The sequence below is a fragment of the Klebsiella sp. Q11 genome (genome assembly GCF_964241505.1).
Taxonomy (GTDB): Bacteria; Pseudomonadota; Gammaproteobacteria; order Enterobacterales; family Enterobacteriaceae; genus Klebsiella; species Klebsiella michiganensis.
Window position 1 is genome coordinate 456910 of the sequence record NZ_CAXSXW010000002.1, and the last position, 17355, is coordinate 474264.

At 56.8% G+C, this 17355-nt stretch carries 16 protein-coding genes; 13 read left to right on the plus strand and 3 right to left on the minus strand.

What is annotated here, in order from left to right; genetic code table 11:
- Nucleotides 1-36: 36 nt before the first annotated feature.
- Nucleotides 37-2166, minus strand: coding sequence for an intracellular growth attenuator family protein (locus ACESQ2_RS04470; protein WP_373170183.1), 2130 nt, complete (start codon nt 2164-2166; stop codon nt 37-39).
- A 327-nt stretch (nt 2167-2493) separates the two neighbouring features.
- Between ACESQ2_RS04470 and nudE the strand changes: the two genes are divergently transcribed.
- On the plus strand, nt 2494-3054 hold the full coding sequence (gene nudE / locus ACESQ2_RS04475; protein ID WP_004854946.1) for an ADP compounds hydrolase NudE: 561 nt from the start codon (nt 2494-2496) through the stop codon (nt 3052-3054).
- A 144-nt stretch (nt 3055-3198) separates the two neighbouring features.
- On the opposite strand, the gene mrcA is transcribed toward nudE, so the two are convergent.
- A complete protein-coding gene (gene mrcA, locus ACESQ2_RS04480) occupies nt 3199-5757 on the minus strand; it encodes a peptidoglycan glycosyltransferase/peptidoglycan DD-transpeptidase MrcA (protein ID WP_009654857.1) in 2559 nt (852 codons plus the stop codon).
- A 117-nt stretch (nt 5758-5874) separates the two neighbouring features.
- Between mrcA and ACESQ2_RS04485 the strand changes: the two genes are divergently transcribed.
- The 12 genes from ACESQ2_RS04485 (at nt 5875) to trpS (ending at nt 15851) form a co-directional block, all read left to right on the plus strand.
- A complete protein-coding gene (locus ACESQ2_RS04485) occupies nt 5875-6666 on the plus strand; it encodes a pilus assembly protein (protein WP_373170184.1) in 792 nt (263 codons plus the stop codon).
- Nucleotides 6663-7202 (plus strand): PilN domain-containing protein, encoded by a 540-nt coding sequence (locus ACESQ2_RS04490; protein ID WP_014227060.1) that lies wholly within the window; start codon nt 6663-6665, stop codon nt 7200-7202. Before ACESQ2_RS04485 ends, ACESQ2_RS04490 begins: the two co-directional genes overlap by 4 nt.
- On the plus strand, nt 7186-7626 hold the full coding sequence (locus ACESQ2_RS04495) for a hypothetical protein (protein WP_025107843.1): 441 nt from the start codon (nt 7186-7188) through the stop codon (nt 7624-7626). The genes ACESQ2_RS04490 and ACESQ2_RS04495 overlap by 17 nt, the downstream gene beginning before the upstream one ends.
- Nucleotides 7616-8023 carry a HofP DNA utilization family protein gene (locus tag ACESQ2_RS04500; protein ID WP_014839685.1) on the plus strand — a complete coding sequence of 136 codons (408 nt, stop codon included), beginning with the start codon at nt 7616-7618 and terminating at the stop codon, nt 8021-8023. Before ACESQ2_RS04495 ends, ACESQ2_RS04500 begins: the two co-directional genes overlap by 11 nt.
- Complete coding sequence (gene hofQ / locus ACESQ2_RS04505) at nt 7932-9173, plus strand: DNA uptake porin HofQ (RefSeq protein ID WP_162934534.1); 1242 nt, start codon at nt 7932-7934, stop codon at nt 9171-9173. The genes ACESQ2_RS04500 and hofQ overlap by 92 nt, the downstream gene beginning before the upstream one ends.
- Before the next feature lie 270 nt (nt 9174-9443).
- Entirely contained in the window at nt 9444-9965 is a 522-nt protein-coding gene (aroK, locus tag ACESQ2_RS04510; protein ID WP_004106441.1) for a shikimate kinase AroK, read from the plus strand.
- A 54-nt stretch (nt 9966-10019) separates the two neighbouring features.
- Nucleotides 10020-11114 carry a 3-dehydroquinate synthase gene (aroB, locus tag ACESQ2_RS04515; RefSeq protein ID WP_004854923.1) on the plus strand — a complete coding sequence of 365 codons (1095 nt, stop codon included), beginning with the start codon at nt 10020-10022 and terminating at the stop codon, nt 11112-11114.
- 84 nt (nt 11115-11198) lie between these two features.
- A complete protein-coding gene (gene damX, locus ACESQ2_RS04520; protein ID WP_049070367.1) occupies nt 11199-12500 on the plus strand; it encodes a cell division protein DamX in 1302 nt (433 codons plus the stop codon).
- Between the two features lie 78 nt (nt 12501-12578).
- Nucleotides 12579-13406 carry an adenine-specific DNA-methyltransferase gene (dam, locus tag ACESQ2_RS04525; RefSeq protein WP_025107840.1) on the plus strand — a complete coding sequence of 276 codons (828 nt, stop codon included), beginning with the start codon at nt 12579-12581 and terminating at the stop codon, nt 13404-13406.
- 17 nt (nt 13407-13423) lie between these two features.
- The gene (gene rpe, locus ACESQ2_RS04530) at nt 13424-14101 is read left to right on the plus strand and encodes a ribulose-phosphate 3-epimerase (RefSeq protein WP_004126039.1); all 678 of its coding nucleotides are present in this window, start codon (nt 13424-13426) and stop codon (nt 14099-14101) included.
- On the plus strand, nt 14094-14843 hold the full coding sequence (gene gph / locus ACESQ2_RS04535) for a phosphoglycolate phosphatase (RefSeq protein WP_224259856.1): 750 nt from the start codon (nt 14094-14096) through the stop codon (nt 14841-14843). Before rpe ends, gph begins: the two co-directional genes overlap by 8 nt.
- A gap of 3 nt (nt 14844-14846) precedes the next feature.
- A complete protein-coding gene (trpS, locus tag ACESQ2_RS04540) occupies nt 14847-15851 on the plus strand; it encodes a tryptophan--tRNA ligase (protein ID WP_004854910.1) in 1005 nt (334 codons plus the stop codon).
- Between the two features lie 89 nt (nt 15852-15940).
- Here the strand turns inward: trpS and cysG are convergent, their stop codons facing one another.
- Nucleotides 15941-17314 carry a siroheme synthase CysG gene (cysG, locus tag ACESQ2_RS04545; RefSeq protein WP_004854905.1) on the minus strand — a complete coding sequence of 458 codons (1374 nt, stop codon included), beginning with the start codon at nt 17312-17314 and terminating at the stop codon, nt 15941-15943.
- Nucleotides 17315-17355 lie beyond the last annotated feature (41 nt).

Sequence of the window (17355 nt, forward strand, 5' to 3'; positions counted from 1 at the left end):
TGCGCGACAGGGTATCATACCCGGTCGCGCAGAGAATTATTCTTGCGGTTCCGGCGAGGAAAGGAGATCCGGATTCAGGCAGCTTTCGTAGTATTTCTGAATCTCTTCCTGACGCTGGCGATGGCGCTGATAGCGGCGAAAAGCCTGGAGGCCGTGATACGCCGTACAGCCCAGCATGGTCAGCAGCAGCAGCGTGGTGCCGAGATAGCGCCACAGACCGGTGCGATCGGGAATACGATGCAGGTTGATGTGCTGCGTCCCGTTGGCATCGGTATAAAGATTGGTGACGATGCCTTCTGCCTGGAACGGCGTGTGCATTAACATGCCCGCCAGGCGCTGCAGTTCGCTCCACTGCTGGTGTGCAGGGAAGTCGTATAACCCGGTGCCTGGCCATGGCTGATTCACCAGGTCGCTGCCTTCATCGCTGGCAATCAGGAAACCGCCGGGCGCCGGGCTATTCAGCGCCTGCGCCGCGCGCGAGGTTTCACGGCTGATGAACGGGGCGGTGGAGGTGGTGACCAGATTCTCCAGCGACTCCGCGCTTACCGGGCGTAACAGGACGTTGACGCCATCCAGCTTGCCCGCGTTTGCGCGTTTGATCAGGGTTTCCCAGTTGCGGGTATTACCGAGGTTAACCAGCGCATTCTTCAAACGAACGCAATCGTCTTTCGCAGAGCACAGGTCGTTAGTTTTGGTGACGATATCGCCAAAGTCATCCAGCAGCACCATGCCTGACTTCTGAATGGCGGAACGCAGCGCCGGGCTGACGCGCGAATCGTCATCGGATTCGGGATGGAGCTGGCGCTGAACTGTCTGCATCAGGGCGGTGGCTTTACTGACGATATCTGACTCCGGCAGCGGCAGGGGAGGGGCATCATTCCAGACGATTTGTGAACAATCGAACGGCATAAACGGCGAGTTCTCTTTTGCCGTCCAGGCGCCCGGCGAGTGGATGTTGCACATTCCAGTGCCTTTCAGGCGCAGCGTGTCGCCGATGCGAATCTTTGACTTCTCCAGCTGGGCAACCGTCGTGGCTTCGATAGTTTGTGCGCCCTTGAGCCATGAAAGGGTGAATTTAAAGGGCATATTCAGCGGTACGCTTGCCCACAGCATCACGACGACCAGCAGCGCGCCCAGGGCGATAATCGCGCTGCGGAGCCAGTACTGAAGCGGGAAGTTTTTGACCTCATCATGCAGCGACAGGAAGCGCCCCTGGCGGACAACGTGGCGGCTAAGATAGATGTCGATATCCGTTTGTTGGCCGAGGTCCTGCGCGATCCACGGCTGCCAGTGGCGCGGGTAGATAAGATCGATAATGCCGAGGGAAATATTATTGATATGTTCCTGGTCGTTTTCACCAAACAGCCCCCAGCGTTTAGGCATGCCGCGCAGGCAGTGAATTTCCCGCAGCGATGTTTTACGTGGGGGGGCGTAAATACCCCATATGCCCGCAAGCAGGAGAAGCAACCCGCCGCCCAGTAGCCAGGGGGAAAAAACGTTGGGAGTCATCAGGCTGCAATAAAACAGCAGGAAAGCGGTGACCACCAGGATGGCTTCGCGCAGACCGTCAGGGCGGCTGAGCGCGTACTCTTCAGGGGTTTCCGGGCGGATGTTCAGCAGCTCAATTTGTTCGCTCTCTTCTCCGCGGATGGAAGCCTGAGGCACGGAGGATTTTTCAAGCGCCAACCCTCGGGACTCGTGCGGGTAGTCGCTGAGAGTTTGCCCGTTGAGAGCAATCACCAGCGGCAGGCTATCGGTGGAGATTAATTCGACGCTGTTTTCATCATTGATGTGTTGTTCCCAGAAGGGGGGAAGATGAATTTCCACGGAATCAAGGAAGTAGCGCCATTTGTTGAGGTCGTCGGTGGTGATGCCGTAACGAGTGATGGCTCGGGTGACGCTATAAACGGTGCCGCTCTGTTCGTTCAGGGTCAGGTTTACCGGCGCGCTGCTGGCGCCTGATGCCGGCAGCTGCTGGTTGCGGCTGAGACGGTCGAGGTATTTTTCTACGGCGCTGCGCTCTTCATCGGAAAGCTTGCGCGTCGCGGCATCGCTAAAGGCCTGCAGCAGCGGCAGGCGACGACGTCTTGCATGCGTGCGATACCACCACCCGATAAGCAATGCGCAGATTAGCAGAGCTATCAAAAATATCAGAAAGGTGCCCATGCCCATCCCATCATAGTTATTCTTTTCTTACTGGTATCGTCGGTTGCCATTCATCAATGGAGGTAAAACAGCCGTCGCAATCGGCACTCTGTTAAAGCGGGAAAATCTCTTATGCAAAGCAGCAGCATACAACCTTATCAAAAACGTTAAAATCCAGGAATCAGTATATTCTCAAATACTATTCAACCTATTGACTTTTTAGTCATTGTGATAATCGGGCTCGGGACGGGAAAGTTGCAACTATGTAAATTAGTAGCGATTAGGATTGCCGAAACCGTGCTGCGTATCGCACAATGGCCGCTGTAATCACAGCATAGACCGATGACAATGAGCAAATCATTACAAAAACCCACTATTCTCAACGTTGAAACAGTCGCGCGCTCGCGCCTTTTTAATGTTGAAAGCGTGGACCTCGAGTTCAGCAACGGCGTGCGCCGAGTGTATGAACGGATGCGGCCTTCTACCCGTGAAGCCGTGATGATTGTGCCGATTGTCGATGACCATATAATCTTGATTCGCGAATACGCTGTCGGTACGGAATCCTATGAGCTGGGCTTCTCAAAAGGCCTGATCGATCCGGGTGAAAGCGTACTGGAGGCCGCCAACCGCGAGCTAAAAGAAGAGGTCGGCTTTGGCGCGCAAAAACTGACGTTTTTGAAAAAGCTGAGCATGGCCCCCTCCTACTTCTCCAGCAAGATGAACATTCTGGTGGCGGAAGATCTTTATCCGGAATCGCTGCCCGGCGACGAGCCCGAGCCGCTGCCCCAGGTTCGCTGGCCGCTGTCGCAGCTGATGACGCTGCTTGATGAAGAAGACTTTAACGAAGCGCGTAACGTTAGTGCGCTGTTCCTGCTGCGCGAATGGCTGCAGGCTCAGGGGCGGCTGTAGCGTCACTCCCGGATAACGAAAAATGCCCCGCGGCTGCCTCACGGCGCCGTTGCGGTAGGTCGTGGTAAAGGCGCCAGCCGTGGCACGATATCTACAACCGGTTTTCCGTCAGCCAAAAAAAAGCGCCCGCAGGCGCTTTTTTTGTCAGAACAGTTCGTGGGTTTCCCCACCGCCATCGGTAATGGTGGTGCCGACTTCATGAACCGCCTGCTGGGTAGGCTGAGTGCCCTCAATAAAGTACTCAGCGCGGCTGTTACCGCCGCTGGCCAACTGACCGGTACTGCGGTCAATGTTGACCGTAATAATACCCGGCGGCGGCGTAAGCGGTTCTTCCGGTACGCCTTGCAGCACGTTTTTCATAAAGTCATCCCAGGCCGGCTGAGCGCTTTTGGCGCCGCCTTCATAGCCCGATATCTGATCTTTGATTGCCCCGGAGGCAGTGGTGCGGCCAAGGTCGCGACGGTGGTCATCGAAGCCGATCCATACCGACGTCACCACGCCAGGGCCGTAGCCCGAGAACCACGCATCTTTTGAACTGTTGGTGGTCCCGGTTTTGCCGCCGATATCGTGACGCTGCAGATCGCGTCCCGCTCGCCAGCCGGTGCCCATCCAGCCCGGTTCGCCGAAGATATTAGTGTTCAGGGCGCTTTTAATCAGGAACGCCAGCGGGGTGTTGATCACGTGCGGCGCATACTCCGGTGCGCCACTTTGCGCCACCAGCGACTGGTTCGCCTGCGCCAGCTGCGGCTGCGGAGGAACGCCAGGGTTTTGCGGGTCCTGAGAGGTCGCTACGTCCTCAACGTCTTTGTTCTCGAGCACATCGGACTTCGGCGTATCGCCATAAATCACCGGTATATTGCACTGCGGGCAGGCAATTTTTGGCCGCTCTTCAAAAATGACGCCGCCCTGATCGTTCTCGATTTTGCTGATGAAATAAGGGCTGACCAGGAAACCGCCGTTAGCCATCACCGAATAGCCACGAGCAACCTGAAGCGGGGTGAAAGACGCGGAGCCCAGCGCCAGCGATTCTGTCCGCACGATGTTCTGCGCCGGGAAGCCGAAGCGCTGAAGATACTCTGCCGCGTAGTCCACGCCCATGGCCCGCATCGCGCGAACCATGACAACGTTCTTTGATTGACCCAGCCCCTGACGCAGGCGGATAGGGCCCGCATACTGCGGCGGGGAGTTTTTTGGCCGCCAGTCGGAGCCGGAGCCGGCATCCCAGCGGGAAATCGGCACATCGTTGAGCATGCTCGCCAGCGTTAAGCCTTTATCCATTGCCGCTGTGTAGAGGAACGGCTTAATGTTAGAACCGACCTGGCGCAGCGCCTGAGTCGCGCGGTTGAACTTGCTCTGGTTGAAATCGAAGCCGCCGACCAGCGCAATGATCGCCCCGTTTTGCGGGTTGATCGATACCAGCGCCGAGTTGACATCAGGCACCTGCGATAGCCACCAGCTGCTACCCACCTGGCGGACCCACACCTGCTGCCCGGCCTGTACCACATCGTTCACTTTACGCGGCGTGGCGCCCTGTTGGGTATCAGAGATAAACCGACGCGCCCAGCGGACGCCTTCCATATTCAGCGACACCGAGGTGCCGTTGCTCATGAGTGCGACGGCTTCCTGCGGGCTTGCCGAAGTGACTACCGCCGGAGAGAGCGGTCCGGTACTCGGGGTTTTTTTCAGGGTATCGAGGATTTTCTGGTTATCCCACGGCGTTTCGCCCACCTTCCACAGCACCTTTTCCGGGCCGCGATAGCCGTGGCGCATGTCGTAATCCAGCACGTTATTCCGCACCGCCTGCTGGGCTGCCTGCTGATTTTTACGGGTAATGGTGGTGTAGACGCGATAACCGTCTTCATAAGCCTGCTCGCCGTAGCGACTGACCATTTCCTGACGCACCATTTCGCTAAGATACGGGGAGGAGAAGGCGATTTCCGGCGTATGGTAGCTGGCGTCAATCGTCTGGCTACGCGCTTGATCGTACTGCGACTGCGTGATGTAGCCTTCGCTCAGCATCCGTGAGAGAACAACGTTGCGGCGGGCGGTTGCGCGATCCATGGAGTAGAGCGGGTTAAACGTCGACGGCGCTTTAGGCAGGCCCGCAATGACCGCCATTTCGCTCAGCGTAAGCTGGTCGACGGATTTCCCAAAATAGACCTGCGCGGCCGCGCCGACGCCGTAGGCGCGGTAGCCAAGATAGATTTTGTTCAGGTACAGCTCAAGGATTTCATCTTTATTGAGCAACTGCTCGATGCGGATCGCGAGGAAGGCTTCTTTCACCTTACGCATCAGCGTCTTCTCAGGGCTCAGGAAGAAGTTGCGCGCCAGCTGCTGAGTAATCGTACTGGCGCCCTGCGAGGCGTGGCCGGAGAACATCGCGACGCTGGCCGCGCGGAAAATCCCGACCGGGTCAACGCCATGGTGCTCATAAAAACGGCTATCTTCGGTGGCGATAAACGCTTTTATCAGCTCAGGCGGCATTTGCTGCAGCGTGACGGGAATACGGCGTTTTTCGCCATATTGCGCAATCAGCTCGCCATCCGCGCTATAGACCTGCATCGGGATCTGCAGGCGCACATCCTTCAGGGTTGCGACGTCGGGGAGCTGCGGCTCTATATATTTATAGAGACCAAAAATCGAGCCTGCTCCCAGCAGTACGCAACAGACTGCAAGGATAAAAAGATACTTTACGAACTTCACCGGAGATTTCTCATTTAGTTTTCATTGGGCAGTTTATAAACAAACGCGCAGTAGTATAAAGGCAAGCCTGGAGCATTGATATAGCGAAGCATATCGGCGGATAAGGAGATCGTAGGCATGGCTTTTAGAAACTGGCGCATAGGAATGCATATTCAGCAGGACCATATTGCTATCGTCGCGTTATTACTCGAGCGTTCACGCTGGGCGCTACGTCGCTGGTGGAGTATCCCGCTGATGCCCGGCACCGTGCGGCAGGGCATCGTGGTGGACGTTGAGTCGCTGGCCCGCCAGCTGCAGCCCTGGCGGCGGGAGCTGCCTTTGCAGCATCAGGCGTGTATTGCCTTCCCGGCGGCGCGAACGCTGCAAAAGCAGCTTCCGCGCCCGCAGATTTCATTACGAGAAAGCGAGCAGGCGACCTGGATCGCCAGCGCGATGGCGCAGCAGCTGGAAATGCCCGCGTCATCGCTCTGCGTCGATTATGTGGACGCCAGAGCGGCCGATGGCTGGCGGGTCACCGCCGCGCAGCGCCTGGATATTAACGTCCTCGGCCAGCTGGCAAGCCGCCTTAAGCTGAAGGTGGTCGGAATTGTGCCGGACGCCAGCGCGCTTGGCGCCTTTTTCCCCTGGCTGCCCGTCGAGGTTCAGGGGCTGGCGTGGCGTGACGAAGCGAGCTGGCTTTGGGCGACCGCCGATAGCTGGGGATGCTGTCCATGCAGCGACGTACCCTCTTTTCCCGGCCTGGTTTCCCGGGTGAACGCCGGAGAGTTTCGCCTTTGCAACTCTGCCTCGCTCGACGAGCAGAATTTTGACGCATGGAGCGTCATTCATCGCCTGCAGCCCCCGCTCCCGGCCCGTGGCGATAGCTTTACCGTTGCCCTCGGCCTGGCGCTGGGAGCGGGTCAGCCATGAGCCACATCGTTAACTTCCTTCCCTGGCGCGAAACGCGTCGACGGCAACGTCTGCGGATGGCAGGACTGCTGATTGTGGGTTTGCTACTTATTCTGCTTGCGGCGATCCTCGCCTCACGGCTCAACAAACGGGCCAGCCACTCCCTTGAAACGGCGAGGATAAGCGCTGACGACCTGCTTTATAGCGCATTACAGCAGCGTGAACGCGCCATGCGCCAGCGCCTGCAGCAGCAGGAACAACGGCGCCTGCGCTATCTGCGGCGCGAGAGAACCGCAGCCTGGCAGCCAACGTTACAGGCGATAGCGTCGCGTATGCCGGAGCACGCCTGGTTAACGCTGCTGGAATACCGACAGAATACCCTGGTACTGAGCGGACTCACGTTGCATCTAAAGGGGCTGGCTGAGCTTGAAAAGGCGCTGGGGAGCGTTGCCGGCTTGCGTCCGCCAAAGGCGGGAGAAACGCACCGCGACAGCGAAGGGCGCTGGTTATTTCACTTTTCCATGGCCGAAGAGGACGACAATGCAGTGGGACGTTGAACGTTGGCTGACGGGGCGCAAATATCTGTTCATGATATCCGTCGCTCTGGTCCTCATCGCCGTAATCGGGTTCTGGCTACTGCTGCCTCTCCAGGCAGAAACGTCGGCGGGGCGCTCGCCGCAGGTACAGGCGCAGTGGCGAAAACTGCTGCCGCTGCGTAGCGCTTTACAGACCGCCGGCATGGAGGAAGACGCGACCCAGGTTTTTACGCCTATTGATCTTCCGATTGCCGGGGCGACGCTTATCGCCTGGCGGCCAGGGGGCTCCGCAGGCGAGATGCAGCTGGCGGTTGACTGGCAAGCGGTGCCCGCGCTCTTTTCCTGGCTGGCTCGCTGCGGGATGCGCGCTACGGCTTTCTCCCTGCAGCCGGAAAAGCAGGCGTTACGGTTGACCCTGCATCTGGAGGCGGAAGATGCGCCTTAAATGGTGGTGTTGGCTGCTGTTCCCGCTCCCGCTGCTGGCTGAAGAGCGCGATCCGTTTCAGCCCCCGGTGGACCGCTGCCGGACGGCGCAGCTTAGCCAGTGGCGCTACGGCGGTGCTATCGGCGATTCGCTGGCGCTTATGGGGATCGTGCAGGATAGCGCCGGGAAATGGCGTCGCGTGAGGGCGGAGGCGATTTTGCCCACGGGCTGGCGGGTGACGCGCCTGACGCCAGAGAAAATGACAATATCAACCGGTCCTGGGTGTGAACCCGCACAGTGGGTCTGGCTGCGAAAGGGAATAAAGAATAATGCGATGGACAAGCCTGCTGTTTCTGCTCCTGCCGCTGATGGTCGTCGCGGCCAAAAAGGATCTTCCCGTGTCGCTGGTCGTCGATGATGCGCCGGTGTCCCAGGTACTGCAAACGCTGGCGGAGCTGAAGCAAAAAAATCTCGTGGTGGCTCCTGACGTCAGCGGTACGGTATCTCTTCATCTGAAGGAGGTGCCCTGGTTACAGGCGCTGCGCTCGGTTATCGACAGCGCCGGTCTGGCCCTGACTCAGCAAGGTTCGGTCCTGTACGTGCACACTCAGGCGTGGCAAAAGGCGCAGCGGCTGCAGCTGGAAGCGGAAAAAGCAAAGCGCCTGCAGAATCTTCCTTTGCAGGGACATAGCGTGACCTTGCATTATGCGGATGCAGAAGATTTAGCGAAGGCGGGTGAAAAACTGCTCAGCGCTCGCGGGCATATGATGGTCGATAAGCGAACCAACCGCCTGTTGATTCGTGATGATGCCCGGCACCTCCCGGCGTTAAAAGCGTGGGCCCGGGAAATGGATGTGCCCGTCGGCCAGGTTGAGCTGGCGGCGCACATCGTCTCAATGAGCGAAACCAGCCTGCGCGAACTGGGCGTTAAGTGGAGCCTGGCCGACGCCAGCAGCCCGCCGGGCTCCGGTAAATTAACCACCTTGAGCAGCAACCTCGCGGTAGGGGATGCCAGCACGAGAGCCGGGTTTAACATCGGCCGCATCAGCGGGCGGCTTCTGGAGCTGGAACTTTCCGCGCTTGAGCAGAAGCAGCAGGTGGACATTATCGCCAGCCCTCGGCTGTTGGCTTCCCATATGCAGCCCGCCAGCATTAAGCAGGGCAGCGAGATACCTTATCAGGTCTCCAGCGGCGAAAGCGGGGCGACCTCCGTTGAGTTTAAAGAGGCGGTGCTGGGGATGGAGGTGACGCCGACGGTGCTGCATCACGATCGCGTGCGTTTAAAACTCAGGATTAGCGAAAATACGCCGGGCCAGGTGCTCAAACAGGAAAATGGTGAAGCGCTGGCTATCGATAAACAAGAAATAGAAACGCAGGTTGAAATGAAAAGCGGCGAGACCCTGGCGTTAGGCGGGATCTTTGCGCAGAAAAATAAAACGTCTCGCGATGGTATTCCTCTCCTTAGCGACATCCCCTGGCTTGGTCAGTTATTTCGCCGTGACGGTAAGGATAACGAACGACGTGAACTGGTTGTCTTCATCACTCCACGTATTCTGGCAGTGCATTAAGCGGGTTTTTCATGCTAAACACGTTTCAGGTGTTTGACGTGAGGACGGATTTAGCATACAAGGGGTACCGATTTGAGAGTCGGGTACGACATCAATCCTCCCTTTCTTGTCCGGTGATTTATTCTGTTGCCAAACCAGCCGGAGTATTGAGATAATTTTTAGTCTGACTCTCGCTCTAATTGCATATGAGGTTTCAGTTCATGTCCTGCTGCGCTGGGTGTCTGCGAAGCGGGTTTACCATTAACGAATAGTCTTAGTAGTACCGAAAAAATGGCAGAGAAACGCAATATCTTTCTGGTTGGGCCTATGGGTGCCGGCAAAAGCACTATTGGGCGCCAGTTAGCCCAACAGCTCAACATGGAATTTTACGATTCCGATCAAGAAATTGAGAAACGCACTGGCGCAGATGTGGGTTGGGTCTTTGATGTAGAAGGCGAAGACGGCTTCCGCGACCGTGAAGAAAAAATCATCAATGAGTTGACGGAAAAACAGGGAATCGTGCTGGCAACCGGCGGTGGCTCTGTAAAATCCCGTGAAACGCGTAACCGTCTCTCCGCCCGCGGCGTGGTGGTCTACCTGGAAACAACTATCGAAAAGCAGCTTGCCCGTACGCAGCGCGATAAAAAGCGTCCTTTGCTGCAGGTTGATGCTCCGCCTCGCGAAGTACTGGAAGCGCTGGCGGATGAACGCAATCCGCTGTACGAAGAGATTGCAGATGTCACTATCCGCACTGACGATCAAAGCGCGAAAGTGGTAGCAAACCAGATTATTCATATGCTGGAAAGCAACTGATTCTGGCTTAATAAAGTGCGTCAGAGTAAAAGCAACTGAGGTGGACGTCGCGTTATGGAGAGGCTTACTGTAACCCTCGGGGAACGTAGTTACCCGATTACCATCGCGGCTGGTTTGTTTAACGATCCAGCTTCCTTCCTGCCACTGAAATCAGGCGACCAGGTCATGCTGGTCACCAATGAAACGCTGGCGCCGCTTTATCTGGATACCGTACGCTCCGTACTTGAGCAAGCGGGCGTAAAAGTCGATAGCGTGATTCTTCCCGACGGCGAGCAGTTTAAAAGCCTGGCGGTGATGGATACCGTTTTTACCGCGCTATTGCAAAAACCACACGGCCGCGACACGACGTTAGTGGCGCTCGGCGGTGGGGTGATTGGTGATTTAACGGGATTTGCAGCGGCCAGCTACCAGCGTGGCGTGCGCTTTATTCAGGTTCCTACCACTCTGCTGTCGCAGGTGGATTCTTCGGTAGGCGGCAAAACGGCCGTCAACCATCCTCTCGGCAAAAACATGATTGGCGCCTTCTGGCAGCCGGTTTCTGTTGTTGTCGATCTTAACTGTCTCAAAACGCTGCCGAAGCGTGAGCTCTCTTCCGGCCTGGCTGAAGTGATCAAGTACGGCGTTATTCTTGACGGCGAATTCTTCGACTGGCTGGAAAATAATATTGATGCATTGCTGGCGCTGGATGAAAAAGCGATGGCGTACTGTATCCGTCGCTGCTGTGAGCTGAAAGCTGAAGTTGTCGCCGCCGACGAGCGCGAAACCGGGTTACGTGCTTTACTCAATCTTGGCCATACTTTTGGTCATGCTATCGAAGCTGAGATGGGCTACGGTAACTGGTTACATGGTGAAGCGGTCGCTGCCGGTATGGTGATGGCGGCGCGTGCATCCGAACGTCTGGGGCGGTTTAATCCGCAGGATACGCAGCGCATTATTCATCTGCTGCAGCGTGCTGGCTTGCCGGTAAGTGGCCCGCAGGAGATGGCAGCAGAGGCGTATTTGCCCCATATGATGCGTGATAAAAAGGTGCTGGCGGGCGAGATGCGGCTGGTGCTACCTCTCGCGATAGGGAAGAGCGAGATACGCGGCGGAGTCCCGCATGATGTTGTTCTTGGCGCGATTGCTGATACTCAGCAGGCGCAACAATAAGAAGGTCTGGCCGCGTTCGCGCGGCGTTATCATTTCGGGTGACGTGCAATAGTCGTGAGCATAAGCCTTTTAGTGGGGTGTTAAATGGATGAATTAAAACCAGAAGACGATATGAAAGCCGATCGCAGCGATCGTCGTACTGGTCGTTCTCGTCAGTCTTCAGAGCGTGATGCCGATCCGCAAATCAATTTTGATGATGTCGAACTTGATGATGCTGACGATGGTCGCCCGACGCGCGGCAGCAAAGCACGCCGTGAGCGCGATGAAGAACAGTATGAAGAATACGAAGAAGAAGTAGAGTCTGACGAAGACGATGACGAAGAGCGTCAGGTTGAGCGTCGTCCTCGTAAGCGTAAGAAGGCGCCTGCGAAACCGGCTTCCCGTCAGTACATCATGATGGGCGTGGGGATCCTCGTTCTGCTGCTGCTGATCGTTGGCGTGGGTTCCGCGCTGAAATCACCATCCTCATCCAGCGAGCAAACGGCTTCCGGCGAGAAGAGCATCAACCTGTCCGGCGAGCAGGACAATAATAATACCCAGCCTGCTGCTCAGGATTCATCAGCGGCAAACAACGCGCAGCCGCAGGATGTTTCTCTGCCGCCTATCGCGTCTAACCCGACTCAAGGTCAGGCGACGGCTGAACCCCAAGGCCAGCAGCGCGTTGAGGTTCAGGGCGATCTGAACAATGCGCTGACCCAGCAGCAGGGTCAGATTGATAGCGCGGTCGCGAATTCTACTCTGCCAACTGAACCAGCCACCGTTGCGCCAGTGCGCAATGGCACCGCGGCCCCGCGCCAGGCGACGACAGAGCGTCAGACGGCGGCGACACCGCGCCCGGCGGAGCGTAAGCATACGGTTATCGAACCGAAACCGCAGGCCACGGCGAAAGCGCCGACCCAGCCGAAGCCGGCAGCGGTCCAGCCTAAGCGTGTCGAAAACGTCGCGACCACGGCGCCGGCAGCCGCGCAGCCGACTAAGCCTGCCGCAACTGCCCAGGCCAAACCAGCCGCGACTACCGCGCCTGCTGCGACCGCGACCACCGCGCCAGCAGCAACTGCCGCTGCCGCTCCGGCTGCTACGGCCGCTGCGGGTAAAAGTGCGGGTGACGTCAGTTCGATGAAATCTGCGCCGTCCGGTCATTACACGCTGCAGCTCAGCAGCTCTTCTAACTACAACAACCTCAACAGTTGGGCGAAGAAAGAGAAGCTGGAAAAATATGTTGTCTATGAGACTACGCGTAACGGTCAGCCCTGGTATGTCCTGGTGAGCGGCATCTACGCTTCGAAAGATGAAGCGAAACGTGCTGTTGCTACGCTGCCAGCAGATGTACAGGCAAAAAATCCGTGGGCAAAACCGCTGCATCAGGTTCAGTCTGACCTGAAATAATGCCGCAGTGTAGTCTGAAGCGCAGGATGCTGTCGGAGCTTTCTCCACAGCCGGAGAATGTGTAATTAGTTAGGCAGCATGAAAAAGAATCGCGCTTTTCTGAAATGGGCAGGGGGTAAATACCCCCTGCTTGACGATATTAAGAAGCATTTGCCGCAGGGCGACTGCTTGATTGAGCCTTTTGTGGGCGCCGGGTCGGTATTTCTGAATACCGACTTTTCTCGTTATATCCTCGCTGATATCAATAGTGATTTGATTAGTCTGTATAACATCGTCAAGCTGCGTACCGATGACTATGTTACGGCGGCGCGTGAGATGTTTACGCCAGAGAACAACGTCGCAGAGCAGTATTATCGGTTCCGTGATGAGTTCAACCAGAGTCAGGAGCCGCTGCGTCGCGCGGTGCTGTTCCTGTATCTGAATCGTCATGGCTACAATGGCCTGTGTCGCTACAATCTGCGCGGTGAGTTTAACGTGCCGTTTGGTCGCTATAAGAAGCCCTATTTTCCCGAAGCTGAGCTGTATCATTTCGCGGAGAAGGCGCAGCATGCAGAGTTTCATTGTGAATCTTATGAAGAGTGCATGAAGCGGGCAGATAACCGCTCCGTTGTTTACTGCGATCCGCCCTATGCGCCGCTGTCATCAACGGCGAATTTTACGGCTTATCATACGAATAGCTTTAGCCAGGAGCAGCAGGAGCTGCTGGCTAAAAAGGCGGAATCGCTGATGAAAAAGCGCATTCCAGTGCTGATTTCAAACCATCGCACGCCGCTCACTGAGGAGTGGTACAAAAACGCCGCTGAGACGCATATTGTGAAGGTTCGACGCAGCATCAGCAGCAACGGTGGTACACGTAAGAAGGTGGACGAGCTTCTGGCTCTGTACCGTCCGCCCAAGACCAAATAAATTTCAAGGAGATGCGGATGAAGCAGTATTTGATTGCCCCTTCGATTCTGTCGGCTGATTTTGCCCGTCTGGGCGAGGATACCGCCAATGCGTTGGCTGCGGGTGCGGATGTTGTGCACTTTGACGTGATGGACAACCACTACGTGCCGAATCTGACCATTGGTCCGATGGTGCTTAAATCACTGCGAAATTACGGTATCACCGCGCCGATTGATGTGCATTTGATGGTCAAGCCCGTTGACCGCATCGTTCCTGATTTTGCCGCCGCGGGCGCCAGCATCATTACTTTCCATCCGGAAGCTTCTGAACACGTTGACCGCACGCTGCAGCTTATCAAAGAGCACGGCTGTAAAGCCGGTCTGGTGTTTAACCCGGCCACTTCCCTGAGCTACCTCGACTACGTGATGGATAAGCTGGATGTCATCCTGCTGATGTCCGTCAACCCAGGCTTTGGCGGTCAGTCTTTTATTCCGCACACCCTGGAAAAACTGCGTGAAGTTCGTCGTCGCATTGATGAATCCGGCTACGACATCCGTCTGGAAGTCGACGGCGGCGTAAAAGTCAGCAATATCGCTGAGATTGCCGCAGCCGGTGCGGATATGTTTGTTGCCGGATCGGCCATTTTCGATCAGCCTGACTACAAAAAAGTGGTCGATCAAATGCGTAGCGAATTAGCAAAGGTTAGCCATGGATAAGTTACAAAATATTCGCGGCGTGGCGTTCGATCTCGACGGGACGCTGGTAGACAGCGCGCCGGGATTGACCGCTGCCGTTGATAACGCCCTGTATGCGCTGGAACTGCCGATGGCGGGCGAAGAGCGCGTCGTGACCTGGATTGGCAACGGCGCTGACGTTCTGATCCAGCGGGCTCTGACCTGGGCCCGTCAGGAGCGCGCGGCGCTGAGAGCGGCGCAGGGTAAACCTTCCGTCGATCATGACGATATCCCGCAGGCTGAACAGCAGGCCATTTTGCGCAAGCTGTTCGATCGCTACTATGGCGAAGTGGCGGAAGAGGGGAGCTTTTTGTTTCCCGCCGTTGCCGATACGCTGGGCGCGCTGCACGCAAAGGGCCTGCCGCTGGCGCTGGTAACCAATAAACCGACGCCGTTTGTCGCGCCGATTCTGGCGTCGCTGGATATCGCGAAATATTTTACCGTTGTTATCGGCGGCGATGATGTAAAAAACAAAAAACCGCACCCGGAACCGCTGCTTCTGGTCGCGGAGAAACTGGGGCTGCCACCCGCGGATCTGCTGTTCGTTGGCGACTCGCGCAACGATATTCAGGCCGCGAAGGCCGCGGGCTGCAGCTCGATCGGTCTGACCTACGGCTACAACTACGGCGAGCCGATTTCGCTGAGCGAGCCGGATTATATCTTTGACCAATTTAATGAACTCTTGCCCGCTTTCGGGCTACCGTACAGTGAAACTCAGGAATAAAAAATGACTAAGCCCATCGTTTTTAGTGGCGCACAGCCCTCCGGTGAATTGACCATTGGCAACTACATGGGTGCGCTGCGTCAGTGGGTAAACATGCAGGACGATTACCACTGCATTTACTGCATCGTTGACCAGCACGCGATTACCGTTCGTCAGGACCCGCAGCAGCTGCGTAAGGCCACGCTGGACACCCTGGCGCTGTATCTGGCGTGCGGTATCGACCCGCAAAAAAGCACCATCTTCGTTCAGTCCCACGTGCCGGAGCACGCGCAGCTCGGCTGGGCGCTGAACTGCTACACCTATTTCGGCGAACTGAGCCGTATGACCCAGTTTAAAGACAAGTCATCGCGCTATGCGGAAAACATTAACGCCGGTCTGTTTGACTATCCGGTACTGATGGCTGCCGACATTCTGCTGTATCAGACTAACCAGGTCCCGGTTGGCGAAGACCAGAAACAGCACCTGGAGCTGAGCCGCGATGTCGCCCAGCGTTTCAACGCTATCTACGGCGACGTGTTTAAAGTGCCGGAACCGTTTATTCCAAAATCCGGCGCGCGCGTGATGTCGCTGCTGGAGCCGACCAAAAAGATGTCCAAGTCAGATGATAACCGCAACAACGTTATCGGCCTGCTGGAAGACCCGAAATCGGTGGTGAAGAAGATCAAACGCGCGGTCACCGACTCCGACGAGCCGCCGGTTGTTCGCTACGACATCCAGAACAAAGCGGGCGTCTCCAACCTGCTGGATATCCTCTCTGCCGTTACCGGTCAGAGCATTCCAGAGCTGGAGCAGCATTTTGAAGGCAAAATGTACGGTCACCTGAAGGGCGAAGTGGCTGAAGCCGTTTCCGGCATGCTGACCGAACTGCAGGAGCGCTATCACCGATTCCGCGGTGATGAAGCATTCCTCAATCAGGTCATGAAAGAGGGTGCGGAGAAAGCCAGCGCTCGCGCTTCCGTTACCCTGAAAGCGGTTTACGAAGCGATTGGTTTCGTCGCTAAGCCCTGAGCAATTTGTTGGTCTCAGCGCAATAAAAAGCCGGGTGCAATGCATCCGGCTTTTTAATTTGTGAGCGGTTTTGAGCTACATCAGCGTCATTAATGGTTGGAGAACCAGTTTAGCTTATCGCGCAGGCCGACCACGCGGCCGACAATAATCAGCGCCGGGCTGGCCATTTGCTGGGCCAGAATATCCAATTGCTCTAACGTGCCGGTGACAACCTTCTGCGTTATCGCCGTTCCGTTTTCAACGATGGCTGCGGGCATATCCGCCGCCATGCCGTGGGCAATCAGTTTTTCCCGGATCGCCGGAGCCTGGTTCAGGCCCATATAAAACACCAGGGTTTGCTTTTCAACCGCCAGGTTTTCCCAGTCCAGCTCGCCGCCGGTCTTAAGGTGGCCGGTAACCAGGCGCACGCCCTGGGCAAAATCCCGGTGGGTCAGGGGAATGCCCGAGTAGGCGGAACAGCCTGAGGCCGCGGTAATTCCCGGTACAACGGAGAACGGAATACCGGCATGGCACAAGGTTTCCAGCTCTTCGCCGCCGCGGCCAAAGATAAACGGATCGCCGCCTTTCAGTCGTACAACGCGTTTCCCCCCCTGGGCTTCGCGCAGCAGAATCTGGTTAATCTCTTCCTGCGGTACGCAGTGGTAGCCCGAGCGTTTACCCACGAAGACCCGGTCGGCATCGCGGCGCACCAGATTCATAATGTCGTCGGAGACCAGGCGGTCATAAACCACGACATCGGCCTGCTGTATTTGCTGCAGGCCTTTGAGGGTCAGCAGTCCGGCGTCGCCGGGGCCTGCACCCACCAGTACCACTTCACCGCGATGATCCAGCGGCTCGGTCAGCAGCTGCTCCGTGGCGTCAGCGACGGCCTGGCGGTCCTCGTTGGCCAGCGACTGCGCCAGCCTGTCGTTAACAAACAGTTTCTCCCAAAAGCGTCGGCGCTCGCCGACGGTGGCAAACTGTTTCTTTACTCTTGAGCGCAGCTGACCTGCGTAGTGGGCCAGCTGGCCTAAATGCAGCGGTAAAACTGACTCCAGCTTTTCGCGCAGCAGGCGCGCCAGAACCGGCGAGGTGCCGCCGGATGAGACGGCCACCATCAGCGGCGAGCGGTCGATAATCGACGGCATAATAAAGCTGGCCTGCTGAGGGGCGTCGACCACGTTACAAAATATTCGCCTTTCTTCCGCTGACGCGCTGACTCGTTGATTAACCGCTTCGTTGTCGGTTGCGGCAATGGCCAGCCAGCAGTTATCCAGCAGAGCAGGATTAAACTCGCCCTGAACCAGGGTCAGCATGTTTGCATCGGCCCATACCTGGAATTGCGGCACAAAATCCAGGGCATTGACCGTTAATCTGGCGCCAGCGTCCAGTAACAGACGAGCTTTACGCTCAGCCACATCGCCGCCGCCGACTAACAGGCAGTCGCGATCGCGTAATTGGCAAAATATAGGCAAATGGTCCACGACATTCCCTCTTAATTATTGGCAGCAGCCTTAGAATCTGG